Genomic DNA, 14,176 nt, shown 5'->3' on the forward strand with positions numbered 1-14,176 from the left:
GTATGAATGCGCGCCTGTTATTTTTGCTATGCAGAGTCTTGCAAGGAAGCCGCAGACTGGCGTCCGGAGTCACGCCCAATCTGAGATTCAGCACTCAAAGACTCATGACGCCGCCCGTCCTGAGTCCCCTGCTGGGGTGACACATTATCAGATTCATCTTGCACTTCCTTGTCCCACGCGATACGAGGATCAAAGCTCATCGCTGCCAGCATTGTCAACACCACGACCAGACCGAAAGATGCCGCCGCGGGGCCCGCTGAAATCTCCATGAGCCCCTGGAAATGGGCCAAGGCCGCCAGCAGAATGACAACGAAAACATCCAACATGGACCATTGGCCAATGAATTCGATCATCTCGTACATACGCGTCCGCTGGCGCAAATTAAACGGGATGCAGCGTTCTACGCCAGCGGCCAACACCGCCAGGGCCAACATTTTCGTCAATGGCACCACAATACTCGCGATGAAAACAATCACCGCGATATCCCACGACCCGGTATGCCAAAGCTCGACCACCCCACCCAGAATGGTATGGCCGCTATCGCCCAGGAAAACCGAGTTGATGTTCATGATGGGCAGTACATTGGCCGGCACGTAGAGCGCCGCGGCAGCCAACAGCAGTGCCCAGGTGCGCGCCAGGCTGGCGGGCTTGCGCTGATGCACTACTGCGTTGCAACGGACGCAATGATGCATCTCGCTGTGCGAATGGTCACCGGCCTGAGCGGGCACCGTCTGCACTTGCCCGCACACGTGACAACCGGTCAGAACCTTGCCCGCCTCGCGTCTCGGCGCATAGACCGGCACTACGCCTTCCTGCTCGGCATAACGCCATAAGGCATGCGGCGACAGGCGGGAGAGGATCGTCATCAGGATGGTCAATGCCCCGAACGCGAACAGTCCCGGCTGCGGACTGACCGACGCCATGCCCGCGAGCTTTACCACGGACACCAACACACCAAGCAAGAAGACTGGCACCATGCCCCACGGGCGTAATGCGCCGAACAAACGCATGATGGGACGAAAGCCGACGGGCTCTCGTCCCATCGTCAGCGGGAACAACACCCACAGCAACAGGGCCAGGCTCGCCAACGGCACGCCGAACCCGGCCAACCCCGTCATCAGGGCTGTAAGCACGTACCCCTGGTTCCAAGTCATGATGACCGCGTCGAGCAAGGAGGCGTCGCGGGTCATGCCTTGCACCGACATGCTCATGACGGGATAGGCATTGGCCACGACAAAAACGATCAACGTAGTCAGGCACAACGCCAACCAGCTCGAGAGACTGATTCCGCAATACTTCCACAAAACCGTGCCGCAGCGCGCGCACGTCGCCGTTTCGCCGCGCTGCAACTCGTGCCGCCGGAAAATATTGCCGCAATGTTCGCAGGCAATCAGCGGTTCTGTGGGCAGGCTCAATCGACCAACTCGACTTCCTGTCGATCACGGGCGCCTGAGTCCGACGATTTGCGGCCGTCGAAACTCAGCTGCACCTTGCCGTCGGCATCCAAATCGACTGTCACCGTACCGCCGTCGGCCAGCTTGCCGAACAGCAGTTCGTCGGCCAAGGCACGACGGATCGTGTCCTGGATCAAGCGCTGCATCGGCCGCGCGCCCATGAGGGGATCGAAGCCCTCTTTGGCCAGATGAGCGCGCAAAGCCTCGGTAAAGACAGCCTCGACACGGCGTTCGTGCAGTTGGTCCTCGAGCTGCATGAGGAATTTGTCGACAACGCGCAGGATGATTTCGCGCGACAGACCGGCAAACGGAATGATGGCGTCCAGACGGTTGCGGAACTCGGGCGTGAACACGCGGCGGATCTCGGCCATCTCGTCGCCCGCCACGCGGCTGTTCGAAAAGCCGATGGTGGGACGATTCAGGGTTTCGGCCCCCGCATTGGTCGTCATGATGATGATGACGTTGCGGAAATCGGCCTTGCGCCCGTTGTTGTCGGTCAGCGTACCGTGGTCCATCACCTGCAGCAGGATGTTGAACACATCGGGATGCGCTTTTTCGATCTCGTCCAGCAGCAACACACAATGCGGTTGCTTGGTGATCGCCTCGGTCAACAGGCCACCCTGGTCAAACCCGACATATCCCGGCGGCGCGCCGATCAGGCGCGACACAGCGTGACGTTCCATATACTCGGACATGTCGAAACGCAGCAGCTCGACGCCCAAGGTGAACGCGAGTTGACGGGCGACTTCGGTTTTACCCACGCCCGTGGGGCCGGAAAACAGGAATGACCCGATGGGGCGCTCTGGTTTACCCAGGCCGGAACGCGCCATCTTGATAGAGGCCGCCAGCGCCTCGATGGCGTTGTCCTGACCGAACACGACGGTCTTCAGATCGCGTTCCAGCGTGGCGAGCTTGCTGCGGTCATCGTTGGACACGGATTGCGGCGGTATGCGCGCGATCTTGGACACGATGTTTTCGATGTCGATCTTGCCGATGACTTTTTTCTGGCGCGAGCGCGGCAGCAGGCGTTGCGCAGCGCCTGCCTCGTCGATGACGTCGATGGCCTTGTCGGGCAAATGACGATCATTGATGTAGCGCGCGGACAGTTCCGCAGCAGCACTCAACGCCGCGGCGGAATAGCGCACGCTGTGGTGTTCTTCGAAGCGGCTCTTCAGGCCGCGCAGAATCTGCACGGTCTGCTCGACGCTGGGCTCGGGCACGTCGATTTTCTGGAACCGGCGCGACAGCGCGTGGTCTTTTTCAAAGACGCCGCGGAACTCGGTATAGGTCGTGGCGCCAATGCATTTCAGCTGCCCGGACGACAAGGCAGGCTTGAGCAGGTTGGACGCATCCAGCGTACCGCCCGATGCCGATCCGGCACCGATCAGGGTGTGGATTTCGTCGATGAACAAAATCGCGTCGGGATTGCCGCGGATCTGTTTCAGAACGCCTTTGAGGCGCTGTTCGAAATCGCCGCGATATTTGGTGCCAGCGAGCAACGCGCCCATATCCAATGCGTAAACATGAGCAGCCTGCAGGACCTCGGGGACTTCGCCGCGCGTGATGCGCCAGGCCAAGCCCTCGGCAATCGCGGTTTTGCCCACACCAGCCTCGCCCACCAACAGGGGATTGTTTTTCCGGCGGCGGCACAAGACCTGGATCACGCGTTCGACTTCGTGTTCGCGGCCGATCAGCGGATCGATACGCCCCGCCAGTGCAGCGGCATTCAGATCGGTGGCGTATTGATCCAACGGCGACTGGCGCGACTCGGCGTTTTCTTCGGCGCCAGGTTGTTCCTTCGGCGTGGCGGAGGCGGATTCTTCCTGGGGCTGCTTGGTGATGCCATGCGACAGGAAGTTGACCACGTCCAGCCGTGTCACCCCCTGCTGTTGCAGGTAATACACCGCATGCGAATCTTTTTCGCCAAAAATGGCGACCAGCACGTTGGCGCCCGTGACCGGTTTTTTACCGGTACCGCCCGCCGATACGTGCATGATGGCGCGTTGAATCACGCGCTGAAAACCCAGCGTCGGCTGTGTGTCGACTTCGGCGCCGGTGGGAATGACCGGCGTGTTTTCGGACACGAACTGACGCAGATTGCGACGCAAATCATCGAGATTGGCCGAGCAGGCGCGCAGCACCTCGATGGCCGACGCATTGTCGAGCAGCGACAACAACAGGTGCTCGACGGTAATAAATTCATGCCGGGCCGAACGGGCCTCGACGAAAGCCATATGCAGGCTGACTTCAAGCTCTTGGGAAATCACGCTTCCTCCATAACGCATTGAAGCGATCGAAATACACGATTCATATTCTAAGCTGATCAGGGCGTAACGCCAGTGATTTCAAAAACCACACGATCGTATCGGCCTTGTTCATCCATCGCGGTCAAGGTATACCGGCCATTGTGCACCATAGATAGTTTCACTGACTCAGAAGCCTCGCCACGTTGTTGAACACGCCCATCCAGCATCCACCATACCTGTCCGCGTGCACCTTGCACACTGACATCCACTGACACACCATGACGCCCCGGCACGGGACGCAACACCGACCCGGTCGCAATGCCCTGCAAACGCAGCGGACCATTCGCCACATCAGCATAACCCGCAAAGGTCGGCGGCACCGTCTCGTCCAACGACCAGGCTGCACGCGGCTGCGCACACTGCCCAGCCTGCAGACTGCCCTGCCGCCATCCGAAAGGCCAACACGTCACTACCGGTTTTACACTAACCGGTCGGGTACGTGCAGAGAATGGCCCTGGTGGTAACGCGGCTACTAGATCGCTCAGCAACGGTGCGGCCACATTGGCGCCAAAAAAACCCGGATTAGGCGTGCCATCCGGTCGCCCCACCCAGACCCCGATGGTCCAATTGTCGGTCACCCCAACCGCCCAGGCATCGCGAAAACCGAAACTGGTGCCCGTTTTCCAGGCCAATCGGCGTCCGGTCTGCTCAAGGGGACGGTCGGGATGCCCGCCGCCCTCCAGGATGTCACGCACAATCCAGGCCGCGCCAGCGCTCATCATGCGCGACTCGACGCGAGGCTGATCGGGCGACAGACGCGGCCGCCCGGCCAGGCCGCCACGCGCCAACGCACGATAAGCACCGACCAGTTCCTCTAAAGTGGTGCCGCCCCCGCCTAAAATCAAGCTCAGATTCGGTGACGCCCCCGCCGGCAAGCGCAATTGCACGCCACCGGCCAGCATCATCGACGCAAATCGGTTCGGCCCGACACGGTCCAGCAGATCGACGGCCGGCACATTCAGCGAACGCTGCAAGGCCTGCGCCACGCTGACCGGGCCGGAAAATGCGGCTTGGAAATTCCCCGGCGCGTAACCGCCGAACGAAAGTGGCGCATCCAGCAACATGCTTTCGGAATGCACGATCCCGTCATCCAGGGCCTGCGCATACAAAAACGGTTTGAGCGTAGATCCGGGCGAACGTACCCCGCGCACCATATCGACATGGGAATAACGGCTCTCGTCGGAGAAATCCGCCGATCCGGCATAGGCCTTGATTTCCAGCGTGTCGTTATCCATGACGAGCACCGCCATGGAGACTTTGGCGGGCAATGCGTCGACACGATCCAGCAGCATGTGCTCCGCAGTCGTCTGAATATCCGCATCCAGCGTGGATTGCACGATCGCCGCGCGTTCACCGCTGCGGCGCTGCTCGGTTTGCAGGCGCTGCGCTGCCAATGGCGCCAGCCAACGCGCGCGCAACGGCGGAGCCAGCACGTTTTCGATTTTGGCGTCGGCGACCTCGGCAACGCTCCAGATGCCATTGGTTGCCATGCGATCCAGCACTTTATCGCGCGCGACCTGGGCGGCCTGTGGATGGCGGTCCGGACGCAACCGCGATGGCGATTGAGGCAATGCGGTCAGCAGCGCGGCCTCGGCCGGGCTCAGGTCCATCGCCGATTTGCCCAGCCACATGCGTGAGGCCATCTCCGCCCCCTCGACAATGCCGCCCATCGGCGCATGCGTCAGGTACATGCCGAGAATGTCGTCTTTGCTGTAGTGCAGTTCCAACTGCACCGCGCGCGCCATCTGGCGCAGCTTGGCCGACAGAAAACGCGAGGGCTGTCCCGCGAGTTCGGGGTCCAATAAACGCGCTACCTGCATGGTGATGGTTGACCCGCCAGACACGATACGCCCGTGCGCGGCCCACTGCCACGCAGCACGCATGAGCGAGACGGGGTTGACGCCTGGATGCCAGTAGAACCAACGGTCTTCGTATCCCAGCAGCGTTTGCAGGTAATACGGCGAGACCTGCTCCGGCGTCACGGGGTAACGCCAGATGCCGTCGCGGCTGGGATAGGTACGCAGCGGCGTGCCGTCGGCAGCGATCACGACCGAGGCGCCGCCGCTGCCCACCGGCGGTAAAGGAAACAGCCGATCCAGGATGAAGAGCAGTGCAGCCAGTACGACGAGCGTGCCGGCCAGCCCTATCACCCCCCGGCGGAAATATTTCACCAAACCGGTCCCTCAAATACCCTTACCGAGCGGCCGCGCGATCACGGACTTCGATGGGGCTCCACCGTTCGCCCACGCCTCGCAATTCGGGTCGGTACATGTCCTCGGCCACCGTGGACGGCACTGCATAGCGTCCCGGCGTCACCACGCGCGCCATGTAGAACACGTCGACACTGCTACGGGTCAAGGATACTGCAGCGACATATCGATCGTCGCGGAACTCACGATGCTTGATCGCCGAATTCGACATGGCCTCGGCCACGCGCACCCCGCCGATTTCCCACTCTTGCATGTCGGGGCTCTGCGACAGGTTGAGGTTCTCGATTTCCAGGCCTGCCGGCACCCGGTCCACGATCAGCGCGTCAGGAATCGTCTGGTTCGCGCTTGCCGTGAGGCGGACCACCAGCATATCGCCCGTGCGCAGGACACCGCCATCCCACGAACGGCCGTCGGGGGTGTACCAACGACGTTGCAAGGAGATCACGTCGCTGCGCGGCGCCGGGGGATCCTGTCGCGTGCCTTGCAGATCAAACTCGGCGAACAGGACATTCGAACCCGTATTGGTCACTTGCAGCAAAGACAAATCGTCCGCTTTCAACGCGACGGTTTCGTCTTCGGCGCTAGTCAGGTTTTTCGTTCCCGATGCCGCAGCCATGGTCGCCGCCCAGGGCTTCGCCGCATCACCGCCCGCAGCGCGGGCCGCCAGCACCAGCGCCATTTGCTCTTGCGTCGACAGGTATGAGCGGCCGCGCAAATGGTCATCGAGTTGCATCATCAAGGTTTCGCGACGTTGCGGCGAGAGCTGATACTTGCTCGCGATGGCGTAGCCCAAGGCGTAATCACGCACGGGGCTGCCGTAGTCGCCCAGCCAGGCGCCATAGTAGTAGCTGCCCTTGATCGGGTAGCCATAGGCTCGCTCCATGGCCTGCTGCGTGGCTTTTTCCATACGTCCCGTGTCGCCCATCAACTGGAATGCCGCCGCCAATTGAATCAACGGCAGAGGCGACAAGGCGCGCTCCTGGTAACGATCGAACAGCTGACGCACCGTCGCCAATGAAGCCTGTTTGTCGCGCGCCAAGGTCAGTGCGGCAGCAGCATAGCCTGCGAAACGGCGATGATCGCCGCGCATCATGTCGATATAGCCGCTCTCGACGCTGCCATTCTGCAGCGACTTACGCAACGCATCCGGCCACGTGCCGAACGATCCCGAGCTCTGCTGCAATTGCTCCTGCAGCCATTGCCGCGAACGATCGAGCGATTGTTCGGGCACGTCAAAGCCCTGATCGCGCGCGTCCTGCAGGAAACCGACCGCATACGAGGTCAGCCAGACATCCCGCGCCGAGGCCTCATTGCCCCACAGCGAGTATCCGCCTGCTGCGTTACGCATACCGGCCAGCCGTCCCACTGCGACGGCGACTTTTTCGGCGCGCTGTTCTTTCGTCTGCACAGGCAGGCCAAAACGCTTGCCGTCGGTTTCGTCCAGCAGCACCCACGGTATCGCCGAACTGATGGTCTGCTCGGTGCAACCGTAGGGATAACGCAACAGGTCCTGCACCAGACGCGAGACGTTGATCGGCGGGCGATTCGACAGGCTGATGTTGGCGGTGACGGAGTCGGGGTAATAACCCGCCATCACCCCAGCACCCGGCGTAAAGCTCTCGCCCGGGGCCAGACGCACCCGTTTGACGATATGCTCGGCGGCATGCGACGGCTGCACCTGCAGCACGGACTCGCGTTCGATATGGATCGGTTTTGCACCGCCCTTGCCATCGATCACCAGGCGCATCAGACCCAGGCCATAGGAACCCGTCGGGGTAGCCGTAAAGCGCACGGTGGTGCGTTGGCGATCTTTCAGCGTGAGCGTACGCGTGCCGCCGTCGGCGATGGACAAGGGGTCCAAGGCCTGCAGCGTCACGGTGACTTGCTGTGCCGATCCGCTCAGGTTGGCCACATCGACCGCCACCGTCGCCCGATCACCCGGCGAGATGAAACGCGGCATGTTCAGTTCCGCCACGATAGGCGCAGCCACTACCATTTCCTGATCGGCATGGCCGTAGTGCGAGTCGGTAAATGCGACTGCCATCAAACGCAGCGTGCCATTGAAATCGGGCAGATCCAGAGGAATATCGGCCTCGCCCTGATCGTTCAGCTTGACCGGACCGGAGTACAGATCGACCAGTTTGACCTTTTTGGGCAGGCTGCGGCTGTCGCCGCGCATGGCGGCATCGCCGCCCCATTTCAGTCGGCCCTGGGTGCCGTCCATTTTCTCGATCAGCTTGCCGTACATGTCGCGCAATTCGGCGTCATAACGGTGTTTGCCAAAGAAGAAATCCATCGGGTCCGGCGTCGCGTACTGATTGATATTGAGGATACCGACATCCACCGCAGACAGCGTGACGTGGGCGCTCTGCCCTTTCGCACCGTCGACTTTCACACGCACCGTGGTCCGCTTTTCAGGCTCGACTTTGGCGGGTGCCGTCAGGGTGACGTTCAGCTTGCGATCGTCGCTGGCAATGGGCAGGAACGCCAGACCGACGGCACGCGCAGGCGTCACACGATCCCCGGCGCTGCCCGGACGGAACACCACGGCAGAGACGTAAAGATCGTGACGTTTCCACGATTCGTCGATCGGGATGCTGACCTCGGTGCCAGTCGCCTTGACGTCCACCCAGTTCGACCACAGCATGCGATCGCCTTCGACGGTGACCAACGCCTGGCCGTCATGCGGCGGCGTCACAGTCAGCTTGACCTTGTCGCCCGGGCGTGCGGGCACGCCCTCGAGTTTCATTTGGACGCGGTCGGGACGGTTACCCACCGAATCGGCATCCTGGGCGTCCCAGCCTGCGTAGAAACGGTAACGCATCACCTCGCCGGTTTCAGGATCGGTGATTTCAAGACGATAGCGGCCCCAACTGACGGGCAGAGTCAACGCGGTGCGATTGGGCAACGCGATCGTGCGCGAGTCCTCGAGGTCTTCGGTATCGGTATAGCCGCTGTTCCAGCCGCGTTGGTCGTCATAACGCCAGTAGTAATTGCGGTTTTCGCGGAACAGACGCACCTGGGCTTCCGGCAGCGGCACTACCTCGCCCGAGGCATTGACGCGCACGACCTCGAAACTCGCAGGCGAGCCTTCGCGGGTCACGTCATTGTTGAATAACGGGCGCACAGCAATCAGTTTGTCGGCAGGCCAGACGCTGCGTTCGATCGAACGCACGACCGGGCGGCCACCGGATTCCAACAGGCTCGCGGACAAACGCACGCTCAGCGGCGATTTCGCCTTGCCGGCAGACTGCGGATCGATCGTCAGTTGCGTGGATCCGCTGTCGTCCAATGTGGTTTCGGGCATTTCCTCGTAGTGACGCAGCGTGTCGTCGGCCACATCGCCAAAGATAAAACCAGGCCACTGTTGCGCGAGCGCATAGCGATTACGTTTGACCTGGAAGCTCGACAACAGGCGATTGCCAGCGGCGGGCGCACCATAGAGGTAATCGCCCTGCACATCCACTGTCCAGGCTTCTCCCGGCGACAGCACCGGTTGCTTGGAGTCCAGATGCAGCTTCATGCGTTCGGGCAGGAATTCCTCGGTCTGGAACCACCAGGCAGCATCAGGCACCTTGGCGGCCGGGTCGACACGCAGTTCGAGCAGCCATTTACCGGTCTGGGCATCGACCGGCAGAGTGATCGCGTGTTCGATATAGTTCGCGACCTTGCTATCTGGTTGCCAGAGCTCGCTGCGCACCACCCTGCCGTCGGGGCGTTTCAGGACAGCGGTCAAGGGCGCGGCCTTCAGCGGCTGGCCGTCGAGGTCACGCGGTAATACGGATACGTGGAATGTTTCGCCGGGACGGTAGAGATTACGGCCGGAATACACGAACAGGTTATTCGGCCGGGACGTATGGCCACCGATGTCGTATTCGGACAAATCCAGGGCAGGCTCGCCGAGAGACAACATGGTCAATTCGCTGCCGCGCACGGCGCGGATCAGGCGCGCGCGCGACGAATCGCCGTCAAAACGGACGTGGCCACCCTTGTCGGACGCGGCCTTTGCCAGGACTTTGCCCGAGCCATCGACGAGTTCGACTTCAGCGTCGGCGATAGGCTGACCCGTTTTCAGCGAAATGGTATAGGCCTCGGTGCGATCGGTATAACGACGCACGTGCAGACCCATGTCGCTGATGTAGAAATAGGTCACCTGATATTCGTAGCGGAACCGGCCGGGCTCGCTCATGATCGCCACGTAAATGCCGGGCTGACGCAATTCCTGGATGTTTTCAACCGGCAGGAACGTCACATGACGGCGATTGGGCTTGTCATCGGTGATGAAACGGCCCTGATAGACGCTGGTCGTCAGGCTATGCAGGCGATCCAGGTCCCAGTTGCTGACCAGGCCCTTCAGGCTGCGGTTGTCGGAATAACGCCAATCGTCCTCGTCATCCTCGTTGGAAGGACTCAGGCCCAGGACATCGTCGAAAAATTCAGGCATGTGCTCGGGCGAGACGCGCAGAAACTGCACATCGACCTCGGGCATATTGACGGTCGCCACGGGCAAGCCGCCATTCTGGCCCGCCGGCAGCACGACGCCGCGGCTGGCAAAGTAAAACGACGGCGGCATGGCCTCGGTTTGCACGCTGCACTGGCGCTCGTCGCCCAACGTGGTGTCTTTTTGGGCAGCCGGGAAATCGGAGCGCACGCGGATGGTGTAGGCTCGCTGCGGTTGCACATACGGGAAATAGACGATGCGCGGATTGTCGCCAACCGCCCATGCTCCCTCGACAGCCTTGCCTGCGGGTGCGGCCTGCCCCGGTGGCACCACAGTGGCGGTTTGTCCGACGGTCGACTGCTCGCCATCCTCGGCGGGCTTGGCTTCGCCAGTGTCGATCACGTTGAAATAGCGGGTCAGGTCTGTCTCGCGGCCCACCGGCTGGGTAAAGGTGACGGCCAACGCCATCGCATCGCGGAACTGGCGCGGCTTGCAATCCAGCATGGCAAAGGGATCGTTCTGGCCAATAGTGGCCGTAGAGCTGGCCGATGGCTGTGGCGTTGATGCCGAGGGACTCGCCGTTTGGGTTGTGCCGCTCGCCGCACCGGATTGCGACGCAGGGGCCGCGGGAGGATCCGCACTAGGCGGCGCATCACTGCGCCATTGCCATACCCCGACACCCACAGCGATGGCAATCACCAGCGCCACGACTCCGATCACGCCACTCTTTTTACCCATGGCTTTGCCTCTGTACAACATGTTAGGGCGCCACACGCCCACGAATCCTCGCCCGGCACGCGCCAGCGCGCCGCGACTATACGCCAATTACAAGATCACTACTACGTACCAAGCGCCCATCAGGCATAAACGTGCTACCCGTCGCAACAGGTCTGATACCCCGCGATGTTCGTCCCTATCTGAACGGCCCGTTGGCTGTCATTACTGTTCTTTGTGCAGCTGCTAGACAGGCTCCATCACGCACTGCAATGGATGCTGGCGTTCTCGCGCATACTGCGCGACTTGGGAAATACGCGTCGCCGCCACATCTCGCGGATAAACACCACAGATGCCGCGCCCTTCATGGTGCACCTGCAGCATGATCCGGGTAGCGTCTTCTTGATTCTTGCCGAAGAACTTTTGCAGGACCTTCACCACGAACTCCATGGGGGTGTAATCATCATTGAGCAACAATACCTGGTACATGGGCGGCGGCGCGGTACGGGCCGTCTGTTTCTCCACGACGAGGTCATGCTGTGTATCAAAGGTCGAACTCATAAGGCGGAATTGTATTGAAACAATGGGCGGCAACGCCGCGTATTACTTAAAATTACACGTACAGATGCGTAATTTCCACACTTGACGGTTTAAAGAAAAGCAGAGCATTATCCACGCATCCGAGGGCTATCTTGTGTCAACAAGCGTCTTCGGAGCCGGGAGGCAATGGTTTAGGCCAAAAGTTTCTGTCAAATATACGATTCAAAATGAGGCAGTCCGCATGTCTGATACGACCGCAACCGCCGTCCAAGGGGACAATCCCAAATCGACGGGCACCGTCAAATGGTTCAACGACGCGAAAGGTTTTGGCTTCATTACGCCTGACGATGGCGGTGAAGATCTGTTCGCACATTTTTCGTCGATCCAGATGAATGGGTTCAAAACCCTGAAAGAAGGCCAGAAAGTGGCATTCGAAATTATTCAGGGACCTAAAGGCAAACAGGCGCTGAATATTACGGCGGCCTGACGCCCAGTATCATTATCGCGCCGAACGATAGACAAACCAGACCTACGGTGGGATTGTTTTAGAAGGCGGCGTCATTACCCAGGCGGGGCGACATGCCCCGCCTTGTTATTTTTTGCTGTTTTCGGCCTCATGTTGACTCATCGTTTCACGCAGTTTGCACGCGCCCTCTCCCGTCTGGTCACAGGGCAATCTTCCTTTCACTTGCCGCTGCGCAACGCCCGCACGGTGACCACGCTGGCAACGTGCATGCTCCTGACCACGGCGAGCATCCCCGCGGCAGCGCAAACACCTGCCGGCCCGCAAACCGGCTTGCCCATCACCGAATTGACCGCAGGGATCCACGTGATCCGAGCCGAAGTCGCCAATACCGACGAGACCCGGCGCGTCGGCTTGATGCTGCGCAAAAGCCTGCCGGACAATAACGGCATGCTGTTCGTGTTCGAAGAACCTGAGATGCAGTGTTTCTGGATGCGCAATACGCTGGTGCCCTTGTCCATCGCATTCATCGCCGATGATGGCACTATCGTCAATATGGCCGATATGGCGCCGCAGACCGATGATCCGCATTGTTCGGAACAGCCGGTGCGCTATGCGCTGGAAATGGCGCAAGGCTGGTTCGACACCCATGGCGTGGCAGCGGGCCAGCGGCTGGGAGGCATTTCCCAGTAAACGCGTTTGATACGCTGCCGGAATGCGCGACGGGTGAATGGCGTCAGCGTGTGGGTGGGGTGATCTAACGAAAAAAAGCCGGTAAAACCGGCTTTTTTATTTGGGCAGGCGACGCCGAAACGCCGCCGCTGCCACGGTATTACACGCGCTCGAGCACGACGGCGATGCCCTGCCCCACCCCGATGCACATCGTGCACAGCGCATAGCGGCCGCCGGTGCGATGCAATTGATTGACGGCGGTCGTCGCCAGACGCGCGCCGCTGGCACCCAGCGGATGGCCCAACGCGATCGCGCCGCCATTCGGATTCACGCGCGCATCGTCGTCGGCGATGCCCAGGTCTCGCAGAACGGCCAAGCCCTGCGCGGCAAAGGCTTCGTTGAGCTCGATGACATCGATCTGATCCAAGGTCAGGCCAGTGAGCGCCAAGACCTTGCGTGTGGCCGGTGCGGGGCCCATGCCCATGATGCGCGGAGCCACACCGACGGTAGCCATGCCTACGACGCGCGCACGCGGCGTCAAGCCATGACGCGCTGCGCTGGCCTCGTCTGCGAGCAAGAGCGCGGCCGAACCGTCATTCACGCCCGACGCATTGCCGGCCGTCACCGAGCCGCCTTCGCGGACCACGCCTTTGAGGCGGCTCAGGGCCTCCAGACTGGTTTCACGCGGGTGCTCGTCGGTATTCACGACGATAGGGTCGCCCTTTTTCTGAGCGATCGACACCGGGGTGATTTCAGCGTCGAAATAGCCTTCTTTTTGAGCGCGGGCCGTTTTGGACTGGCTGGCCAGCGCGAATTTATCCTGGTCCTCGCGGCTGATCTTGAAATCGTCCGCCACGTTTTCCGCGGTTTCCGGCATGGAGTCCACGCCGTATTGCGCCTTCATCAGTTTGTTGACAAAGCGCCAGCCGATGGTCGTGTCATAAATCGAGGCGCTGCGAGAAAATGCGCTCTCGGCTTTGCCCATGACGAACGGCGCACGGCTCATGCTTTCGACACCGCCCGCCAACATCAAGCCAGCCTCGCCGGCACGGATGGCGCGAGCCGCCGTACCCACGGCGTCCAGACCCGAGCCGCACAGGCGGTTGACCGTGCCGCCGGGCACATCGACGGGCAGTCCGGCCAGCAATGCCGCCATGCGGGCGACGTTACGGTTGTCCTCGCCGGCCTGGTTGGCGCAGCCGAAGATCACATCGGTCAACTCTTCCCAGTTCACGCCCGGATTGCGCGCCATCAGGGCCTTGATAGGCACAGCCGCCAGATCGTCGGCGCGCACGGGCGCCAAAGCGCCGCCGTAACGGCCAAAAGGAGTACGGATGGCATCACAAATATAAGCGTGCACGGTCATGGATCGAAGC

8 protein-coding genes are annotated in these 14,176 nt (G+C 61.1%); 2 read left to right on the top strand and 6 right to left on the bottom strand.

Annotated elements, in window-relative coordinates; genetic code table 11:
- Positions 1–26: 26 nt before the first annotated feature.
- The 5 genes from ACYVIT_RS15695 to clpS form a co-directional block, all read right to left on the bottom strand.
- A complete protein-coding gene (locus ACYVIT_RS15695) occupies positions 27–1,409 on the bottom strand; it encodes a paraquat-inducible protein A (protein ID WP_415808630.1) in 1,383 nt (460 codons plus the stop codon).
- A gap of 2 nt (positions 1,410–1,411) precedes the next feature.
- On the bottom strand, positions 1,412–3,721 hold the full coding sequence (clpA, locus tag ACYVIT_RS15700) for an ATP-dependent Clp protease ATP-binding subunit ClpA (protein WP_415808618.1): 2,310 nt from the start codon (positions 3,719–3,721) through the stop codon (positions 1,412–1,414).
- A gap of 56 nt (positions 3,722–3,777) precedes the next feature.
- A complete protein-coding gene (pbpC, locus tag ACYVIT_RS15705; RefSeq protein ID WP_460478253.1) occupies positions 3,778–5,910 on the bottom strand; it encodes a penicillin-binding protein 1C in 2,133 nt (710 codons plus the stop codon).
- A gap of 43 nt (positions 5,911–5,953) precedes the next feature.
- Positions 5,954–11,149 (bottom strand): alpha-2-macroglobulin family protein, encoded by a 5,196-nt coding sequence (locus ACYVIT_RS15710; RefSeq protein ID WP_415808617.1) that lies wholly within the window; start codon positions 11,147–11,149, stop codon positions 5,954–5,956.
- Positions 11,150–11,371: 222 nt separating this feature from the next.
- Positions 11,372–11,686 (bottom strand): ATP-dependent Clp protease adapter ClpS, encoded by a 315-nt coding sequence (gene clpS, locus ACYVIT_RS15715; RefSeq protein WP_415808616.1) that lies wholly within the window; start codon positions 11,684–11,686, stop codon positions 11,372–11,374.
- A gap of 220 nt (positions 11,687–11,906) precedes the next feature.
- Here clpS and ACYVIT_RS15720 point away from each other — a divergent pair, with 220 nt between their 5' ends.
- Positions 11,907–12,152, top strand: coding sequence for a cold-shock protein (locus ACYVIT_RS15720; RefSeq protein ID WP_006220277.1), 246 nt, complete (start codon positions 11,907–11,909; stop codon positions 12,150–12,152).
- A 246-nt stretch (positions 12,153–12,398) separates the two neighbouring features.
- Complete coding sequence (locus ACYVIT_RS15725) at positions 12,399–12,821, top strand: DUF192 domain-containing protein (RefSeq protein WP_415808629.1); 423 nt, start codon at positions 12,399–12,401, stop codon at positions 12,819–12,821.
- A gap of 139 nt (positions 12,822–12,960) precedes the next feature.
- On the opposite strand, the gene pcaF is transcribed toward ACYVIT_RS15725, so the two are convergent.
- Positions 12,961–14,166 (bottom strand): 3-oxoadipyl-CoA thiolase, encoded by a 1,206-nt coding sequence (gene pcaF, locus ACYVIT_RS15730; protein ID WP_415808615.1) that lies wholly within the window; start codon positions 14,164–14,166, stop codon positions 12,961–12,963.
- Between the last annotated feature and the right edge of the window lie 10 nt (positions 14,167–14,176).

The sequence above is a fragment of the Bordetella muralis genome (genome assembly GCF_054781015.1).

Excerpts from the sequence above, each read along its gene's own strand:
- pcaF (WP_415808615.1), bottom strand. The coding sequence starts at position 14,166 with ATGACCGTGCACGCTTATATTTGTGATGCCATCCGTACTCCTTTTGGC.
- ACYVIT_RS15720 (WP_006220277.1), top strand. The coding sequence starts at position 11,907 with ATGTCTGATACGACCGCAACCGCCGTCCAAGGGGACAATCCCAAATCG.
- ACYVIT_RS15725 (WP_415808629.1), top strand. The coding sequence starts at position 12,399 with ATGCTCCTGACCACGGCGAGCATCCCCGCGGCAGCGCAAACACCTGCC.
- clpS (WP_415808616.1), bottom strand. The coding sequence starts at position 11,686 with ATGAGTTCGACCTTTGATACACAGCATGACCTCGTCGTGGAGAAACAG.
- ACYVIT_RS15710 (WP_415808617.1), bottom strand. The coding sequence starts at position 11,149 with ATGGGTAAAAAGAGTGGCGTGATCGGAGTCGTGGCGCTGGTGATTGCC.